Below are 18,359 nucleotides of genomic sequence, written 5' to 3'. Positions count from 1 at the left end.
TGCGATCTTTTGCTTTTAAAGGTCCTCAGACGTGAGCTGCTTGCCGCGCCACTCAAACCGGACCGGCGCCAGCACCTGATCAATCTGCGCCTCGGCCCACAACGTCGCGAAGCTTTTTCCCACACCCGGATGCACACGATCCCGCGCAATCAGCGACAACGGCCACAGCACAAAGGCGTTTTTCAGAATTTCAGCACGTGGCAAGATCAAACCATCAAAGTTGCCCGCCAGATCACCATAGAGCAGCACATCGATATCCAGCGGCAAGCCCTTGCGATCCGGCGCGTAACGACCGTTATCCGCCTCGATGAATTTCAAGCGTCGATCCAGTTCCATCAACGGCAGGTCGGTATAGGCCGACACCACAAAGTTGAAGAACGGCCCGCTCTTGATCCCCACTGGCTGACTCTCGAACACCGCCGAACAGCGGATATCCACCAGAAACGTCGCCAAAGCATCAAGACCGGCGCGCAAGTGGGTTTCACGCTCGATATTGCTACCGAGCCCGAGATAGACCTGAGTCAGCGACATCCGCGCTCGATCTCCACACCCACACCGCCCTTGGCCGCTGGCACCGCGCCAGGCTTGGTCAGTTTCAGGCGTACCCAAGTGATGTTGAACTCATTCATCAGCACTTCGACCAGACGCTCGGCGAACGTCTCGACCAGTTGAAACTGTGCCTGCTCGGCAAAGGCCTGAATCCGTGTGGAAACGCTGGCATAGTCGAGCGCCAGGGTCAGGTCGTCACCGGCCGCGGCCGGGCGATTGTCCCAGGCGAAGCTCAGATCAAGACGCAGGCACTGTCGGATGCCGCGCTCCCAGTCGTAGGCACCGATCACGGTGTCGACTTCCAGGCCCTCGATAAACACTCTGTCCAAGCACTTTTCTCCGTTGCACGACAAGGGCGCAATGCGCCGTTAGAATCAGGGCGTCCTCGCCCGGAATAGTTAGCATGTTTTGGTTACTGGCGACTTTCGCCTACCTGCTCGGCTCGCTGTCCTTCGCCATTTTGCTCAGCCGCCTGACCGGAAATCCGGATCCGCGAATGAGTGGCTCGGGTAATGCCGGCGCCACCAACATGCTGCGCCTGGTAGGTCGCAAACTGGCGATCCTGACCCTGCTGGGTGATCTGTGCAAAGGCCTGGTGCCGGTGCTGATTGCCTCGGCTGTCGGCCTTTCGCTGCAGGAGCAGGCCTGGATCGGCGTGTGCGCCGTGATCGGTCACCTGTTCCCGCTGTATTTTCGCTTTCGTGGTGGCAAAGGCGTTGCCACCGCCGCCGGCATGCTGCTGGGCCTGTATCCGCCCGCCGCGCTGCTGGCCGTATGCGCCTGGCTGCTGACGTTCTACCTGACCCGCACCAGCTCACTGGCGGCGCTGATCGCCACGCCGCTGACCCTGCCGTTGCTGGCCTGGCAGGAACCGGAGGCGCTGCTGCCGATGAGCGCGCTGACACTGCTGATCGTCTGGCGCCACCGCGGCAATCTACGCGACCTGTTTGCTGGGCGCGAACGGCATTTTTAAATACCGCTCATGAGCGCCGCTCATCACAACGCCGACAATTGCTCCATCGGCCAGCGCGCCTGCACGCTGATCGCCAGACTTTCCTGCTGACCGGCCTGCAAACGCTGGCAACCGGCAAACGCGATCATCGCGCCGTTGTCGGTGCAGAACTCCGGACGTGCATAAAACACATCGCCCTTCATGTCGCCGAGCATTTTCTCCAGCGAAACGCGTAAGGCTTTGTTGGCGCTGACGCCGCCAGCGATCACCAGACGCTTCATGCCTGCCTGTTTCAGGGCACGCTTGCACTTGATGGTCAAAGTCTCCACCACGGCCTGCTGGAACGCCAGCGCGATGTCGCAACGGGCTTGCTCGTTGTCGTCCCCGGCGCTGACGCACTGCTGCCAGGCGTTGAGCGCAGAGGTTTTCAGACCGCTGAAGCTGAATTGCAGGCCCGGGCGATCGCACATCGGACGCGGAAAGGTAAAACGTCCTGCAACGCCCTTCTCCGCCAACTTGGCGATTTCCGGCCCGCCCGGATAATTGAGGCCCATCATCTTCGCGGTTTTGTCGAACGCTTCGCCGGCAGCATCGTCGAGCGTCTCGCCGAGCAAGGTGTATTGACCGATGCCATCGACCTGAACCAGCTGCGTATGACCGCCCGAGACCAACAAAGCGACGAACGGGAATTCCGGCGGTTTTGGCTCCAGCATCGGTGCGAGCAAATGCCCTTCCATGTGGTGCACGCCGAGCGCCGGAATGCCCCAGGCAAACGCCAGCGCCTGAGCGCAGGAAGCGCCGACCAGCAACGCGCCAACCAGGCCAGGACCCGCGGTATAGGCGATCGCGTCGATCTCGGTGGGTACACAGTCCGCTTCGGCCAACACCTGACGAATCAAGGGCAACATGCGCTTGACGTGGTCACGCGAGGCGAGCTCCGGCACCACACCGCCATAGGCGCGGTGCAGGTCGATCTGGCTGAACAGTGCGTCGGCCAGCAGACCGCGTTCACTGTCATATAATGCGACGCCGGTTTCGTCGCAGGAGGTTTCTAATCCCAGTACTAGCATGGGTTTGCGCCTTGTTTAGGCTGACTTCGAAGGCGCGCATAATAGTCGCCGCGGGATGCCCCGACCAGCGGTTTTCGATCAGAGGCTTTGCATTCCGAGCGATGAGGGGTTAACATCCGCAACCCTTAAAAACCGACGTCTTCAAGTGCTCTTTTGCCGCGAGGATGTTGACCCCGGTAATGAATGAAGGTAGCTCTGGATGCCAGCCGTCAAAGTTAAAGAGAACGAACCCTTCGACGTAGCTCTGCGTCGTTTCAAGCGCTCCTGCGAAAAAGCCGGTGTACTGGCTGAAGTTCGTAGCCGCGAATTTTACGAGAAGCCAACTTCTGAGCGTAAGCGCAAAGCAGCAGCCGCTGTTAAGCGTCACGCCAAGAAAGTTCAGCGCGAACAGCGCCGCGCCGTTCGTCTGTACTAATACACAGACGTTCGTTGCAAGCTTCTTTGCCTAAGCCCGGCTCTCAGCCGGGCTAATGGCATTTGCGTAAAACGCTTGATGCTTCAACGTCGAAGTCGCACACGCGACCAAGACGAATCTGCTTCACACGTCAGACCTGGCTCTTTTGCCAGCGGTGCACGTCTTTTCTGACGAGCCTTTCAAGGCTACTGACGAGCACACCCACTGATTCCTCTCACGACGATCAGCCCAAGGCACCTGCATGCGTGCCCGCTTTATTGAGCTATCCGAGGCCCTTACCCGGCCGTCAGCGGATTCAGCGCAACACTTTCAAATAGTCGAAGACTGATAGGTACTAACGTCAGTGGATTTTCGGCAGATACACTTCCCGACAGCGATTACGCAGACGACACCGGTCGAGCCGCACCTTTTGCGTGCTTCAAACAACGACCCGCGTCCGGCAGCCTTACGCATCGGACTTATTGCAGCGCAGACGACGAGAATGCCATGGCCGGGCTGATACCCCAGAGCTTCATTGACGACCTGCTGAACCGCACCGACATCGTCGACGTGGTCAGTTCGCGCGTGCAATTGAAGAAGGCCGGCAAGAATTACACCGCCTGCTGCCCGTTTCACAAAGAGAAAACCCCGTCGTTCAGCGTCAGTCCCGACAAGCAGTTCTATTACTGCTTCGGCTGCGGCGCCGGCGGTAATGCCCTCGGCTTTCTTATGGATCACGACAACCTGGATTTCCCCCAGGCTGTCGAGGATCTGGCGAAAGCCGCCGGCATGGAAATCCCCCGCGAAGAAAGCGGCCGCGAGCGCAAGCCACGGCAACCGACTGATTCGCCGCTCTACCCGCTGCTCACCGCCGCTGCCGATTTTTACAAGCAGGCCCTCAAGAGCCATCCCGCGCGCAAAGCTGCCGTGGACTACCTCAAGGGTCGCGGCCTGACCGGCGAGATCGCCCGGGATTTCGGCCTCGGCTTTGCGCCGCCTGGCTGGGACAATCTGTTCAAGCACCTGAGCAGCGACACGCTCCAGCAAAAAGCCATGATCGACGCCGGCCTGCTGATCGAGAACGCCGAAACCGGCAAACGCTATGACCGCTTCCGCGATCGCGTGATGTTCCCGATCCGCGACACCCGCGGGCGCATCATCGCCTTCGGTGGCCGCGTCCTCGGCGACGACAAACCGAAGTACCTGAACTCACCGGAAACCCCGGTATTCCATAAAGGTCAGGAACTCTACGGCCTCTATGAAGCACGCAAGAACAACCGCAACCTCGATGAAATCATCGTCGTCGAAGGTTATATGGACGTCATCGCCCTCGCCCAACAAGGCTTGAAAAATGCCGTCGCGACGCTGGGTACCGCGACCAGCGAAGAACATTTGAAACGCCTGTTTCGCGTCGTGCCGAACGTGCTGTTCTGCTTCGACGGCGACCAGGCTGGCCGCAACGCCGCGTGGCGGGCACTCGAAGCAACGTTGTCGAGCCTGCAGGACGGGCGTCGCGCGCGATTCCTGTTCCTGCCCGAAGGCGAAGACCCGGATACCCTGGTGCGCGCCGAAGGCACCGATGCGTTCAAGGCGCGAATCAATCAACATGCTCAGCCGTTGGCGGATTATTTCTTCCAGCAACTGACCGAAGAAGCCGACCCGCGCTCGCTCGAAGGCAAGGCCCATATGGCCACCCTCGCCGCACCGTTGATCGACAAAGTGCCAGGCGCCAACCTGCGCATCCTGATGCGTCAGCGCCTGAGCGAAATCACCGGCCTGAGCAGCGAGACCGTCAGTCAGCTGGTGCAAAGCGCGCCGCAGGAAGCGCCGCCCGCCTACGATCAGGGTATCGATTACGACGCAATGCCGGACTACAGCGACTACCATCAGCCGCAGGCACAGGACATGTATGTGCCGCAGCAGGAGTGGACGCCGAAGAAACCCGGCGCTGGCGGCAAGAAGTGGGACAAGAAGCCCTGGGACAAGAACGGCAAGCGTGGCGGCGATCGCGACCAGCAACGCCCGCGCACGCCGATTGGCGTCGAATCGCCAACCCTGACCGCCCTGCGAACACTGCTACATCACCCGCAATTGGCTGAGCGCGTCGAGGACGCCGGGCACATTGCGGACGAAAATCAGACCAACGCCCAGTTGCTTGTGGCGCTGCTCGAAGCCGTACAGAAGAATCCCAAGCTAAACTCATTTCAGTTGATCGCGCGATGGCACGGCACTGAACAGGGTCGCCTGCTCAAGGCGCTGGCAGAAAAGGAGTGGCTGATTGATGGAGATAACCTTGAACAACAGTTTTTCGACACCATTACTAGCTTGTCAGCCCGCCAACGCGAGCGAAATCTTGAACAGTTACTCAGGAAAGCCCGTCAAAGCGAACTGAGTATTGAAGAGAAAAATCAACTGCGCGACCTTCTTAGTCGCAATGTTTCCGCATCAAACCCGACCTCAACTGGCGCGTGAGGTCATAGCTCAGGTATAATCCTCGGCTTGTTTTTTGCCCGCCAAGACCTTCAGTGGATAGGGTGTTATGTCCGGAAAAGCGCAACAGCAGTCTCGTATTATTGAGTTGATCAAACTGGGTCGTGAGCAGAAGTATCTGACTTACGCCGAGGTCAACGACCACCTGCCCGAGGATATTTCAGATCCAGAGCAGGTGGAAGACATCATCCGCATGATTAACGACATGGGGATCCCCGTACACGAGAGTGCTCCGGATGCGGACGCCCTTATGTTGGCCGACGCCGATACCGACGAGGCCGCTGCGGAAGAAGCAGCCGCCGCGTTGGCAGCGGTGGAGACCGATATCGGTCGCACCACTGACCCGGTGCGCATGTACATGCGTGAAATGGGTACGGTCGAGCTTCTGACTCGTGAAGGCGAAATTGAAATCGCCAAACGAATCGAAGAAGGCATCCGTGAAGTGATGAGCGCAATCGCGCACTTCCCTGGCACGGTTGACCATATCCTCTCCGAGTACACTCGTGTGACCACCGAAGGTGGCCGCCTGTCCGACGTCCTGAGCGGTTATATCGACCCGGACGACGGCATTGCGCCGCCTGCCGAAGTGCCGCCGCCTGTCGAAGCGAAAGTCGCGAAAGCCGACGACGAAACCGACGACGATGAAGCCGAATCTTCCGATGACGAAGAAGAAGCCGAAAGCGGTCCGGATCCGGTTATCGCCGCCCAGCGTTTTGGCGCGGTCGCCGACCAGATGGAAATCACCCGCAAGGCCCTGAAAAAGCACGGTCGCAGCAACAAGGCAACAATTGCCGAATTGCTGGCTCTGGCCGAGCTGTTCATGCCGATCAAACTGGTACCGAAGCAATTCGAAGGTTTGGTTGAACGTGTTCGCGGTGCCCTGGACCGTCTGCGTCAGCAAGAGCGCGCGATCATGCAGCTGTGCGTACGTGATGCACGTATGCCACGCGCCGATTTCCTGCGTCAGTTCCCTGGCAACGAAGTCGACGAAAGCTGGTCCGACGCCCTGGCCAAAGGCAAGAGCAAGTACGCCGAAGCCATCGGCCGCGTACAGCCGGACATCATCCGTTGCCAGCAGAAACTGATCGCGCTGGAAACCGAGACCGGTCTGACCATCGCTGAAATCAAGGACATCAACCGTCGCATGTCGATCGGTGAGGCCAAGGCCCGCCGCGCGAAGAAAGAGATGGTTGAAGCCAACTTGCGTCTGGTGATCTCGATCGCCAAGAAGTACACCAACCGTGGTCTGCAATTCCTCGATCTGATCCAGGAAGGCAACATCGGCTTGATGAAAGCGGTAGACAAGTTCGAATACCGTCGTGGTTACAAGTTCTCGACTTATGCCACCTGGTGGATCCGTCAGGCGATCACTCGCTCGATCGCCGACCAGGCCCGCACCATTCGTATTCCGGTGCACATGATCGAGACGATCAACAAGCTCAACCGTATTTCCCGGCAGATGTTGCAGGAAATGGGTCGCGAACCGACCCCGGAAGAGCTGGGCGAACGCATGGAAATGCCTGAGGATAAAATCCGCAAGGTATTGAAGATCGCTAAAGAGCCGATCTCCATGGAAACGCCGATCGGTGATGACGAAGACTCCCATCTGGGTGACTTCATCGAAGACTCGACCATGCAGTCGCCAATCGATGTCGCCACTGTTGAGAGCCTGAAAGAAGCGACTCGCGAAGTGCTGTCCGGCCTCACTGCCCGTGAAGCCAAAGTACTGCGCATGCGTTTCGGTATCGACATGAACACCGACCACACACTCGAAGAAGTGGGCAAACAGTTTGACGTAACGCGTGAGCGGATCCGTCAGATCGAAGCCAAGGCGCTGCGCAAGCTGCGCCACCCGACGCGAAGCGAGCATCTGCGCTCCTTCCTCGACGAGTGATACCAGAACCCCCGGCCCAGGCCGGGGGTTTTGTTTATGTGGCAGATTAAATCCCGCGCATCCCCCCTCCCCCGCATACCCCGTCTACACTCGAAACAATCATCCCCGAGCCATAACGAGAGCGTTATGCCCAGATTGGCGTCCGTGCTTTTTTTGCTGTCACTGATGATCTGGACCGCAACGGCTGACGCGCTGACTCTGACCGATGAAGAACGTAGCTGGCTGGCGGCTCACCCGGACTTGCACCTGGGTGTCGATGCGTCGTGGCCGCCCTTTGAGTTTCGCGATGATCAGGCGCGTTATCAGGGCCTGGCGGCCGACTATATCGACGTGATTCGCCAGCGTCTGGCGATCAAACTGACGCCAATCGAACCGGTGAGCTGGACAGAGGTGCTGGAACAGGTCAAACAGGGCAAGATCGACCTGCTGCCGGGCATCATGTCCACCCCCGAGCGCCAGTCCTATCTGTCGTTCACCCGCCCCTATCTGGACTTCCCGATTGTCATCCTCGCCCACGTCGGCGGTGCCCAGCCGCGCAAACTTGAAGACTTGTACGGCCTGAAAATCGCCGTGGTGGAAAACTACGCGCCGCACGAACTGCTGCGCACCCACCATCCGGACCTGAACCTGGTGGCCATGCCCAACGTCAGTTCCGCGCTGCAAGCGCTGGCCACCGATGAAGTCGACGCGGTGGTCGGCGATCTGGCCTCCAGCGTATGGAGCCTGCGCCAACTGAAACTGGATGGCCTCTATGTCAGCGGCGAAACCCCCTATCGCTACCAGCTGGCGATGGGCGTACCGCGCGACAACAAGATACTGGTGGGGATTATCGACAAAGTCCTGGCTGATATGAGTCCGGCCGAGATCAGCAGCATTCAAGAACACTGGGTTGGCAACGTCCTCGATCATCGGACGTTCTGGTCAGATCTGCTGATTTACGGCCTGCCAGGCCTGCTGCTCTTGGTGGGCGTGTTGGCCGTGGTGATCCGCATCAACCGGCGTCTGAGTTCGGAAATTGCCCGGCGCATCGACCTCGAACAAGAACTGCGCAGCAGCGAGTATCACTATCGCGGTCTGGTGGAGAGCCTGTCGGCGATCGCCTGGGAAGCCCGGATGAGCGACTTCACCTACAGCTATGTCTCACCGCACGCCGAAGACTTGCTTGGATATCCGCTGTCGCATTGGCTGATTCCGGGGTTCTGGCGCAACATCATCCACCCGGCAGACCTGACCCGCGCCCAGAGCTTCTGTGACCACGAAGTGCTGGCCGGGCGCGATCACAGTCTCGATTACCGGGTGATCACTGCCGACGGTCGCTGCCTGTGGGTGCGCGACATCGTCAGCCTGATCGAGCACGGCCACGAACCGGTGATGCGCGGTCTGATGATCGACATCAGCGAAACCAAGCGCACCGAAGAAGCACTGCGCCTGTCGGAGCAAAAATTCGCCTCGGTGTTTCAGCAATGCCCGGACATTCTGGTGATTGCACGGTTGTCCGACGGCTGCCTGCTGGAGGTCAACGAAGCCTTTGAGGAACAGATTGGATTGAAGGCCGAAGAAGTCATCGGCCAGACCGCCACCGACCTGAATATCTGGGGCATTCCCGGGGTCGGCCCAGGCCTTTTGCAGCGCTTGCAGGCGGGCAGCATTCGCAATCTGGAAATGCCCTTTCGCCGCAACAACGGCCAGGTATTCACCGGCCTGATTTCTGCAGAGCCATTCGACCTCGACACCACGCCTGCACTGGTGGTCGTGGTGCGCGACATTACCCAGCTCAAGGAAACCCAACAGCAACTGCAAACCTCCGAAGAGAAATTCGCCAAGGCCTTCCACGCCTCGCCGGACGGTTTGTTGCTGTCGCGCCAGAGCGATGGTCTGCTGCTGGAGGTCAACGAAGGCTTCAGCCGCATCACCGGTTTCAACAGCGCCATGTCAGTGGATCGCTCGGCACTGGATCTGGGCATCTGGGTCAATCTCAACGAGCGTAAACAGATGCTCGACCTGTTGCATCGCGACGGTTTCGTCCGCGACTTCACCTGCCATATCCGCCGCAGCGACGGTCAGATTCGCCTCTGCGAGGTCTCCAGCCGACCGCTGCCGATTGGCGACGAAGACTGCATGCTGACCATCGCCCGCGATATCACTGAACGCCATCTGATGCAGGAAAAACTGCAACAAGCCGCGACTGTGTTCGAGAGCACCGCCGAAGGTGTGTTGATCACCGACACGCAGCAGCACATCAGCGCGGTCAATCGAGCCTTCACCGAAATCACCGGCTACAGCGAAAGCGAAGCGCTTGGTCATACGCCACGCTTGCTCGCCTCCGGCCTGCACGACAGCGCGTTTTATGCGGCGATGTGGCATCAGTTGACCGACGAGGGTCACTGGCAAGGCGAGATTTCCAACCGGCGCAAGAACGGCGAGCTGTACCCGAGCTGGCTGACCATCAGTGCCGTGCGCAACCGCGATAAATTCATCACTCACTTTGTCGCAGTGTTTGCCGACATTTCCAGCCTCAAGCACGCGCAGGCCAAGCTCGATTACCAGGCTCACCATGACCCACTGACCGGCCTGCCAAACCGCACGCTGTTTGAAAGTCGCTTGCTCATGGCGCTTAACAGTCAGCAGGAAAACGGCGGTCAGGGCGCGGTGCTGTTTCTCGACCTCGACCGCTTCAAACACATCAACGACAGTCTCGGTCACCCGGTCGGCGACCTGCTGCTCAAGGGCATTGCCGTGCGCTTGAAAGAGCAGTTGCGCGACATCGACACCGTTGCGCGCCTGGGTGGCGATGAATTCATCATCCTGCTGCCCGGCCTGCAACAGCCCAGCGACGCCGACAACATCGCCACCAAACTGCTCAACTGCTTCGGCGCGCCGTTCCAGGCCGGTGAACACGAGTTTTTCATCAGCGCCAGCATCGGCACCAGTCTTTATCCGCGCGATGGTTGCGACGTCGCCACGCTGGTGAAAAACGCTGACGCGGCGATGTACCGTTCCAAGGCCAAGGGCCGCAACCGCGTCGAAAGCTACACCCGCGACCTCACCGCCCAGGCCAGCGAACGCGTGGCGCTGGAGCACGAACTGCGCCGGGCCATCGAGCGTGATGAGCTGTTTCTCTACTACCAGCCGAAAATCAGCCTGGAAGATCACAGCCTGGTCGGTGCCGAGGCGCTGATTCGCTGGCGCCACCCGACGTTCGGCGATGTACCGCCGGAGCACTTCATTCCGTTGGCCGAAGAGAACGGCATGATTCTGCAAATCGGCGATTGGGTGCTGGAGACCGCGTGCCGGCAGATGTACGAATGGAATCAGGTCTACGACAGTCCTGGCCCACTCTCGGTGAATCTTGCCGGTGCGCAATTGCGCCAACCCAACCTGCTCGGGCGCATCGAGCAACTGCTCAACGACAACGGCTTGATGCCGGATTTACTGCAACTGGAAATTACCGAGAACTTCATCATGAGTCAGGCCGAAGAGGCATTGGCCGTGCTGCACCAACTCAAACACCTCGGCGTGCAACTGGCGATCGACGACTTTGGCACCGGCTATTCCTCACTCAGCTACCTCAAACGCCTGCCACTGGACATCCTCAAGATCGACCAGTCTTTCGTCCGTGGACTGCCTGACGACCCCCACGACGCGGCGATTGTCCGCGCCATCATCGCACTGGGCCGCAGCATGCAATTCACCGTCATCGCCGAGGGTGTGGAAACCCAAGCGCAACAGCAATTCCTCGCCGCCGAGGGCTGTGAACAGATCCAGGGCTACATCGTCAGCCTGCCGCTGCCCCCGGAAGAATTCGCCGCTACGTTTCTTCGTGTAACCGTATCGGATTATTCGGATAGCACAGCCGAGAAACCGTCGCTATAATCCGCGACCTACTGAGGGCCTATAGCTCAGTTGGTTAGAGCAGAGGACTCATAATCCTTTGGTCCACGGTTCAAGTCCGTGTGGGCCCACCACCTTGAAAGCCACGTATTACGTGGCTTTCGTCGTTTCTGGCGTTCGACAAAAGCAGGTCAGAAGGATTGCACAAAATGCCTTCCGTCCAAGATTCGTCCAATTCTGTTTTTGGACGAGCCTTCACGCCACCTCTGCGACCACTGGTTTCGCTTCCAAGATGCCAGCCAGCGGATTCAAAGTGACAACCTCCGCCATGTGTCCAGGACTGAAGTGGGCGTACTTCTGCGTCATGGCCAGCGTTGCGTGCCCCAGCACTTTTTGAAGCGTCAGGATGTCCCCGCCGTTCATCATGTAATGGGATGCGAAGGTGTGTCGCAGGACGTGCGTCATCTGTCCATCAGGCAGTTCCAATCCGATCGCCGCAACGCTACGCCGAAAGGTGATGTAGCAAGGTCTGAACGGCAGTGCGGCCTTCAATCGATCCTCGAGGCGTTTCGAGATTGGCACCGACCGGTTCTTACTGGACTTCGTCCGGCTGTAATGCACCATCTGATTGCGCACCTGGCGCGGCTGTAGCTTCTCCGCTTCGCCCCACCTAGCACCGGTTGCCAAGCACACTTCAGCGATCAAACCTGCATCCGAATCGCGCTTAGCCAGATCGCCAAGTAGCTCTTGGATATGCTCGGTCAGCAGATAGACCATCTCGGTTTCGTCGAACTTCAGTTTACGAACCTTGCCGAGTGGGTTGTCCACATCCCATTCGCCCAGTCTGGCCAGCTCGTTGAATACGGCACGCAGATACGCCAGCTCATGATTGAGCATGTTTGCGCTGATGGGCTTCGGATCTGCGTCACCTTTGGCATAACCAGCGCCTGGCGTAGTCCTGGAATGCTTACCCTCGGCGCGCTCTGCACGGTACTGCGCAAAGTGAGCAGACGTGAACTTGTGCGCCTTCGGATTCCCCATCCGATTGACCATGCTGATCAACAACGCCAAGCGCTGTTCTCCAGTCTTGAGGTTTTGACCGTGGACGACGTACCAGCGGTTGACGAGATCAAGCATGCTTCTGGGGTCGTGCTTTGCGGGTTTCGCAACGCGCCCTGATGCAGCCTCTCCCATGACCTTACTGTGATAATGGGTCGCTTCGTTTTTGGTAGGAAAAATCCTGCGGGTTCGATAGCCGTAGCTGCCGTCCGGACGGCAGTCCACTTCGTAGCGACCGTCCGCCAGTTTCTTTATCGGCATGGACGTTCACCTACCCTCACTGGCCGATCACGGGGCTTATCTGACCGGCTTCGGGTGCAACCTCATCAGTCACCAGCCACAGCGCGTATTTTTTGAATCTCGGATGCATGGTGACCTTCAGCAGCTCGACTGAGCTGACTGATTTGCTGCGTCCGTACTCATAGCCCTTCCAAGTGTCCATTTTGACGCCGGTGAGTTCGCAGATTTCTGTCTGCGTGAGTCGCTCTGTTAGCCGCACTTCCTTGAGCTTGCTTCCTAAATCCATGACGACCCCTTGATTTTGTGTATGTACATACATATTCTGTGGATGCAGACACATATCTGCTGCATATATACCCACGGAGCTTATCAAATGCAGATCACGATCGACACGCCTTACACCACCGTCAGAGAACTAGCGCGGCGCTCCGGCCAGTCGGAACGAGCCATCCGGAACGACATCGAGCGCGGGCGAATTCTCATCCGTGAAAAGAGCGAAGGTTCCAAGGAAGCGGTGCTGATCAACATGCTCGCCCTGGCCATCGAAGCCGCTCAGCAGGCAGAGCGCGTCATGTCCGCCTCGGCCAAGCGCTGAGGGGCTGGCAATGCAATTCGAAGACATCTACCGCCTGGAAGTAGTCGAAGCCCTGGAGCATGACCATGACCTGGACTTCAAAGACATCGGCACGACGTACTTTCAAAAAGGTGTATGCCCAGGGTGCGGCGAGCGCACGTTGTACATCGCTCGCAAGCAGCCGTATCAGCTCAAATGCAATCGCCTGAACCAGTGCCAGTTCGAGGAAAAAACACGGGAACGCTATAGCCACCTGTTCGAAAACCTAAGCGAGCGGTTCCCCCGTACCGAGCTGAATCCGAATGCCACGGCCGATGCCTACCTACAGCGTAATCGCGGTTTCGACATCAGCAAGATGAAAGGCTGGTACGAGCAGGCCCGGCGCAAAGTGGCGGACGGCCAATGGGCTGACACTGTTCGGTTCCCGCTCTGCGACGGGTACTGGGAACGCATCATTGATTCGACCATGGTCACAGCCAACGGCGGTGATAAAGCCGGTATCAAATGGAAGATGTCCTACAAGGGCGGCGCATGGGTGCCGCCTGGCATGACCATCGAGCCAGGCGACAGCGTTTACATCGTGGAGGGCATCTTTCACGCAATCGCCCTGTTCCTCGCCGGCTACAAGGCCATTGCGTCGATCTCGGCGAACAACTTTCCTTGGGACATCATTGAGGCGAACAAGGGCAACAAAGTGCGCTGGATCATCGCACTGGACGACGACGCGGCCGGCCACTCTGTCATCCCCAAATATCGTAGCCAGCTGCACGCCAAAGATGAAAAGGCATGGGTGGCACTCGCCGGCGCCGATCGCGACTGGGACGACGTGTACCGAGATGGCCAACTGAATGACGACTTCATGCTGGAGGCGTGTTACCAGGGGCGCTTGTTCGTGGCGGTCAGCGCAACGAAAAAGGCTTTTCTGCTCTACCTGAAACGACCACGCAGCTTCTTTCTCGTCGATTTTCAGAACCGCCTGTACTCGGCCAAGATCAACACCGACGAGTTAAATAAGGATCTCGACGGCGACACGGTCAACGGCCATTGGCCGATGTTCGAAAAGCATTGCGACCTCAAGCAGGTGGCCAACTGCGTACCGCAATTCGAATACATCCAGCGCGATGCCCTCAGTGGCGACCAGCAGTTTTTCTTCCAATTCAACTTCCCCAACTCGGCACAGAACTGCAAAGAACCGTTGGCGCCAAACTCCATCGGCGATCCGCGCAGCTTTGCCAAGTCACTGCTGGAACGCACACCAGGCGGCAACTTCGAAGGCGGGGAAAAGGTGTTGGCAATGTTGCGCAGCAAGTGGCTCGACAACGCGCTAACCGTCCGATCGCTGCCCTTCGTCGGCTACGACGCATCGAGCAAGACCTACTGCTTTCAGAAGTTCGGCTACCACAAAGGGCGCGAATACTTGGCGAACAGCCATGGCTATCTTGAGGTCGGGAAAATCGGTCTGAAAACCTCGCTCAACAGCCTCTCGATAGTCCGCGGTTCTGGATTCGACCCGAGCTGGTTTTCTGATTTCTTTTCAGTGCATCACCTGAACGGGCTAGCGGCGCTTTCGTGGTGGACTGCCACCCTATTCGTGCAACAAATCCGCACCAAACAGGAGTCATGGCCTTTCTTGGAACTGACCGGTGACGCCGGCGCCGGCAAGTCCAGTTTGCTGCGTTTCCTTTGGCGTTTACTCGGCCGCTCCAACTATGAGGGCATCAAGCCAAATAGCGACGGCGCCAGTGCGATCGGCCTGACCCGCGCACTTTCTCAGGTAAGCAACCTTCCGGTGGTTTTGATCGAGTCGGACAGCCAGGCCGTGGACGCCCAGGGCCGCACGGTAATCAGTCAATACAACTGGGAAAAGTGGAAACCCTTGTTTGACCACAACGCCACGCTTCGAACGGTAGGGGTCAAGTCTTCAAGCAATGACACCGACAGCCTGATTTTCCTCGCAGCATTGTGCATTGCACAGAACGCCAGCGTTGAAGGCTCGGAAGCAATCCTGACGCGCATCACCCATTTCCATGCGAACAGGGCGCATCACACCCCTGCGCTGAAAGTCTTGGCCACGCGCTTGAACGGGATCGCTGTTGAGCAACTAGCTGGTTACCTCGGCCATTGCATTGGACAGGAGTCTGCCTGGCTCCAGCGCTACTTCGACGCTTTCCCTGAGTACGAACAACGTCTGCAAGCGAACCCAGTGCTTCAGCATCAACGGATTGTTCTGTGCCACGCCCAATTAATGGCCGCTGCAAAAGCCACACAGCCGCTGTTTCCGGACTGGAGCGACGACACCTTGGAACAGGTCATCAAACACATCGAACGGCGCGCCATTGACCGTCAGCAGCGTGTCAGCACTGAGAACCCAACAGCCGGGCGCTTCTGGCAGATCTATCACTACCTGAACGAGCGAGTAGTTTCGATCAGCGATTCAATTGGCGATCGCGAAGTCATTCAGGAAACGCTCAACCACAGCGCTGATAAAGACCTCATTGCCATCAACATCGAACACTTCCACAACGCTTGCCGCCTGGCAGGTCAGGAAGTCATTCACGCGACTCAACTGCATCGAGCGCTTCCACTGAGTTCCTCACACACCTTCATAGAAACCCGCAAAGTCCGGTCGGTCATCGAGAAACGCTCGCTTAACTGCTGGCTGTTCCGGAAGGGGAGCAAATCTTGATGAACGTCTTGGGGATCAAACCACGTGTATGGGGGGGCACCAGTGTTTTCTGGCAAATGCGTGGGTTGCCAATGAACAAGGGGAACATCTGGAACATTAATATCTATAAGAAAAATATCTATAAAAAACAGATAGATAACAGCCGCCCCCTATCCCCATTGACCGGAACACGCTGGAACACACCGGAACAACTTTTCATTCGCTGTTCCATAAGTGTTCCACCACCAGCAATTGCTGGAACACCACGCAAACCCACGTAGTGCGCGGCCTACAGGCGAGATTGCAGAAAAGCTGTTCTGGAATGTTCCGGCTCATTCATCCAAGTGCTGAACTCGCTGAAAGCCCCGTAAACCGTGGGCCAGCGGCCATTCACTTTTAATTGTTCCGGATATTCCGGGGCACACCGGGTCACACCCGACATTTCTTCAGGCGCGGAGCCTGATTCAACCAGCGGAAAAAGGAGCAACACCATGCAAGTACAAATCATCACTGGCGGCCCAGCCACAGGCAAAACCACGCGTCTGCTGGCCATTCAAGCCGAACTGAAAGCGCACGGGATCGAGGCGCCTATCCTCATTGGCGCGCAGTGCACATCCCCATTTTTCGTTGATCAGATCACTCGGGCGGCTGCGTCCGGCGCCAAACAGTTCTTGGCTGATGAGTGCACCCCGTTCCAAATCAGAGCTGCGAGGGAGTTAGAGAGGCTGGGAATCTACACGGGCATTTCTTCCGACTTCGTGGTTCACCTGGTGCAGCAGTCTCAAGGAGAGGCGCAGTGATTATTCGCTACGTCGCCAACGCGCTCCCAGGCGAGCTGCCGTTGCCGTCCAGCTATGTCGATCAACGCTCCCCCGAAGACCTCGCCGAGCTGGCAGCGGCCGCACATTGGAGGGATCACCCGGAGGACACGCCCACGTTTGTAACGGTCGTGCATATGCGCGACGTGGATGGGCATGACTTGGGATTGTTTGAGGTGCGCTGTGAGCAGCGTCCGGTATTCACGGCAAGCCAATTGCGGCAAGCGTAAGAGACGGTGTCGAGGAGTTCGCACCTCCCCGACACCAACCACCACAAGAGGAGCAACGCCATGCAAGCACAGCACCCAAGCAGCAGCGGTAGCAAGGCTATCACACTGCCGGAGCAAGCCAGTAAAGCCGTTAAACCACCGCGCCCATTGTTGGCGATAGCCGTGATTGGCGCTGCCCTGATCGGTTACCAGATTCACAAAACGCCAGATGCCCGTCAGCGTCTTGAAAGCCTGGCCTCAATGGCCCACACCCTCGGCGAGCTGTCCGATCGTGACGCGGATGTCGTTGCGCAACTACTTGCCAAACCGTACGCAGTACAACAAGGAGCAAACGCATGCTGATCGATGGCCAATTTTTCGCAATCAGTGACGCCCAATATGACGACGCAAGGAAACAGATGGAGTTGCCCGCCAACTTTCACCTGGTAGAGGCAACCACCCTGCTCCACCACGATACCGGCAACGGAGTGGCGCACATTCCATTACCGCGTGATTTCGTTGTCGCTGCGTTCGAAGATCTGCAAGGGCATCGTAGATACGGAGTAATCACCTTTCCGCTGTCGCGAAACCAGCCGTAACATTTTAGCCGCTAAAATCCTTCTGCACATTTCAGTAATTAAAGGGCGCTTCGGCGCCCTTTCCCATCCTGCAATATAAACATCGCATGCATCCTAGCAAACCCATGAATTTGTAGATTCATGCTTTATCAGCTTCAATATTAAACGGAGCACTAAAACCCAATTAGCAGCACAACCCTTCAAAAGTTTAGCTAAACACTCACATTTACCCGCACAGCCCCCAACAACTATCGATACCTTGATTGAAAAACCTTCCATACGTATGTAAGTACGTATGCATGAAACTATACTTTCGTGCGTAATCATAATCGTCGTATTTGTGCTACCGCGTGAAAGGCACTACTCCACCAAGTCAATAATCCAACGCCGGAAATTGTCGATCCAGCGCTCTGCTGTGGGCTTCCAAAGGACGCAGGAACGGTGTAGCGTGGATTTATCAGGAACTTAAAAGAGCATCGAACCTCTTTAAAATATTATTTGACAATCTAAATTTCAAATAAGTAAAGTGCGCCGCATCTGACCCGCCCAGCATGGAGCCATTGAAATGGACGAGCGAACTATTATCCAAACAAGAGACATCATAGAGGAAGTTGCGAAGGTAATAATTTCTTTGAGCGTATCAGTCGGCGCTAGGCCACTGGACGAAGAGGAAAGCGGCGGAGTTGTAGCGACCATGACTTGGAGTCACGGTCGATTACTGGAATGCTCAAGAGAACTTGGCGAGGTTTTTAACAATCGGGAGTCAAACTAAGCTGATCGAACAATTGTTGCTGCTGAGCAATCGGCATTGCGCGCAGTCGGTCGAAAATCAGCTGATCGACCGACGACGCTGAAGGGCGCAACGGGTGCGAATAAGTGAGGCTCATAACAAAAGAGTGCCCGCAATGTGGATTCAGGCACTGGCAGTACAACTTTGCGTACTCCAGCGACATGTTTTCCCGCGAGCCAATCAGTGCCTTTCCACCACAGTCCCTGCATGTAATCCGCATTGCGCCCCTTCCCCAAGGTGTATGTA

At 57.5% G+C, this 18,359-nt stretch carries 17 protein-coding genes and 1 tRNA gene; 12 read left to right on the top strand and 6 right to left on the bottom strand.

Features of this window, described 5'->3' with window-relative positions; translation table 11 throughout:
- Positions 1 to 15: 15 nt before the first annotated feature.
- Both folK and folB read right to left on the bottom strand, forming a co-directional pair.
- A complete protein-coding gene (gene folK / locus ACZZ0B_RS29535; RefSeq protein ID WP_463546882.1) occupies positions 16 to 531 on the bottom strand; it encodes a 2-amino-4-hydroxy-6-hydroxymethyldihydropteridine diphosphokinase in 516 nt (171 codons plus the stop codon).
- Positions 522 to 878 (bottom strand): dihydroneopterin aldolase, encoded by a 357-nt coding sequence (gene folB, locus ACZZ0B_RS29530; protein ID WP_008085185.1) that lies wholly within the window; start codon positions 876 to 878, stop codon positions 522 to 524. The genes folK and folB overlap by 10 nt, the downstream gene beginning before the upstream one ends.
- Positions 879 to 952: 74 nt before the next feature.
- Between folB and plsY the strand changes: the two genes are divergently transcribed.
- The gene (gene plsY / locus ACZZ0B_RS29525) at positions 953 to 1,522 is read left to right on the top strand and encodes a glycerol-3-phosphate 1-O-acyltransferase PlsY (RefSeq protein ID WP_008085184.1); all 570 of its coding nucleotides are present in this window, start codon (positions 953 to 955) and stop codon (positions 1,520 to 1,522) included.
- A gap of 23 nt (positions 1,523 to 1,545) precedes the next feature.
- On the opposite strand, the gene tsaD is transcribed toward plsY, so the two are convergent.
- Positions 1,546 to 2,571 carry a tRNA (adenosine(37)-N6)-threonylcarbamoyltransferase complex transferase subunit TsaD gene (tsaD, locus tag ACZZ0B_RS29520; protein ID WP_008085183.1) on the bottom strand — a complete coding sequence of 342 codons (1,026 nt, stop codon included), beginning with the start codon at positions 2,569 to 2,571 and terminating at the stop codon, positions 1,546 to 1,548.
- A gap of 199 nt (positions 2,572 to 2,770) precedes the next feature.
- Between tsaD and rpsU the strand changes: the two genes are divergently transcribed.
- The 5 genes from rpsU (at position 2,771) to ACZZ0B_RS29495 (ending at position 11,314) form a co-directional block, all read left to right on the top strand.
- Complete coding sequence (gene rpsU / locus ACZZ0B_RS29515) at positions 2,771 to 2,986, top strand: 30S ribosomal protein S21 (protein WP_002551877.1); 216 nt, start codon at positions 2,771 to 2,773, stop codon at positions 2,984 to 2,986.
- Between the two features lie 486 nt (positions 2,987 to 3,472).
- Positions 3,473 to 5,437: a DNA primase gene (gene dnaG, locus ACZZ0B_RS29510; protein ID WP_463546881.1), complete on the top strand. Its 1,965-nt coding sequence runs from the start codon at positions 3,473 to 3,475 to the stop codon at positions 5,435 to 5,437.
- A 67-nt stretch (positions 5,438 to 5,504) separates the two neighbouring features.
- Positions 5,505 to 7,349 (top strand): RNA polymerase sigma factor RpoD, encoded by a 1,845-nt coding sequence (rpoD, locus tag ACZZ0B_RS29505; protein ID WP_008085181.1) that lies wholly within the window; start codon positions 5,505 to 5,507, stop codon positions 7,347 to 7,349.
- Between the two features lie 126 nt (positions 7,350 to 7,475).
- Positions 7,476 to 11,222, top strand: coding sequence for a bifunctional diguanylate cyclase/phosphodiesterase (locus ACZZ0B_RS29500; protein WP_008085180.1), 3,747 nt, complete (start codon positions 7,476 to 7,478; stop codon positions 11,220 to 11,222).
- 15 nt (positions 11,223 to 11,237) lie between these two features.
- Positions 11,238 to 11,314: transfer RNA gene (locus ACZZ0B_RS29495), tRNA-Ile, on the top strand.
- A gap of 121 nt (positions 11,315 to 11,435) precedes the next feature.
- Here ACZZ0B_RS29495 and ACZZ0B_RS29490 read toward each other — a convergent pair.
- Complete coding sequence (locus tag ACZZ0B_RS29490; RefSeq protein WP_463546880.1) at positions 11,436 to 12,500, bottom strand: phage integrase; 1,065 nt, start codon at positions 12,498 to 12,500, stop codon at positions 11,436 to 11,438.
- Positions 12,501 to 12,516: 16 nt separating this feature from the next.
- Positions 12,517 to 12,765 (bottom strand): helix-turn-helix domain-containing protein, encoded by a 249-nt coding sequence (locus tag ACZZ0B_RS29485; protein WP_454565393.1) that lies wholly within the window; start codon positions 12,763 to 12,765, stop codon positions 12,517 to 12,519.
- Positions 12,766 to 12,852: 87 nt separating this feature from the next.
- Between ACZZ0B_RS29485 and ACZZ0B_RS29480 the strand changes: the two genes are divergently transcribed.
- The 6 genes from ACZZ0B_RS29480 to ACZZ0B_RS29455 all read left to right on the top strand — a co-directional run bounded on the left by ACZZ0B_RS29480 (position 12,853) and on the right by ACZZ0B_RS29455 (position 17,344).
- Positions 12,853 to 13,074: a hypothetical protein gene (locus ACZZ0B_RS29480; RefSeq protein ID WP_463546879.1), complete on the top strand. Its 222-nt coding sequence runs from the start codon at positions 12,853 to 12,855 to the stop codon at positions 13,072 to 13,074.
- Positions 13,075 to 13,084: 10 nt separating this feature from the next.
- Complete coding sequence (locus tag ACZZ0B_RS29475) at positions 13,085 to 15,739, top strand: toprim domain-containing protein (RefSeq protein WP_463546878.1); 2,655 nt, start codon at positions 13,085 to 13,087, stop codon at positions 15,737 to 15,739.
- A 470-nt stretch (positions 15,740 to 16,209) separates the two neighbouring features.
- On the top strand, positions 16,210 to 16,518 hold the full coding sequence (locus ACZZ0B_RS29470; protein ID WP_463546877.1) for a hypothetical protein: 309 nt from the start codon (positions 16,210 to 16,212) through the stop codon (positions 16,516 to 16,518).
- Positions 16,515 to 16,766, top strand: a complete 252-nt coding sequence (locus ACZZ0B_RS29465) for a hypothetical protein (RefSeq protein WP_463546876.1) — start codon at positions 16,515 to 16,517, stop codon at positions 16,764 to 16,766. The genes ACZZ0B_RS29470 and ACZZ0B_RS29465 overlap by 4 nt, the downstream gene beginning before the upstream one ends.
- A 60-nt stretch (positions 16,767 to 16,826) precedes the next feature.
- A complete protein-coding gene (locus ACZZ0B_RS29460; RefSeq protein ID WP_463546875.1) occupies positions 16,827 to 17,108 on the top strand; it encodes a hypothetical protein in 282 nt (93 codons plus the stop codon).
- Complete coding sequence (locus ACZZ0B_RS29455; protein WP_463546874.1) at positions 17,102 to 17,344, top strand: hypothetical protein; 243 nt, start codon at positions 17,102 to 17,104, stop codon at positions 17,342 to 17,344. Before ACZZ0B_RS29460 ends, ACZZ0B_RS29455 begins: the two co-directional genes overlap by 7 nt.
- A gap of 728 nt (positions 17,345 to 18,072) precedes the next feature.
- On the opposite strand, the gene ACZZ0B_RS29450 is transcribed toward ACZZ0B_RS29455, so the two are convergent.
- Positions 18,073 to 18,333 (bottom strand): ogr/Delta-like zinc finger family protein, encoded by a 261-nt coding sequence (locus ACZZ0B_RS29450; protein ID WP_463546873.1) that lies wholly within the window; start codon positions 18,331 to 18,333, stop codon positions 18,073 to 18,075.
- Positions 18,334 to 18,359 lie beyond the last annotated feature (26 nt).

This window comes from Pseudomonas sp. AC247, assembly GCF_979258015.1.
Note: the sequence above shows the minus strand (reverse complement) of the source record. Positions and strands in the feature narration are given on the sequence as shown.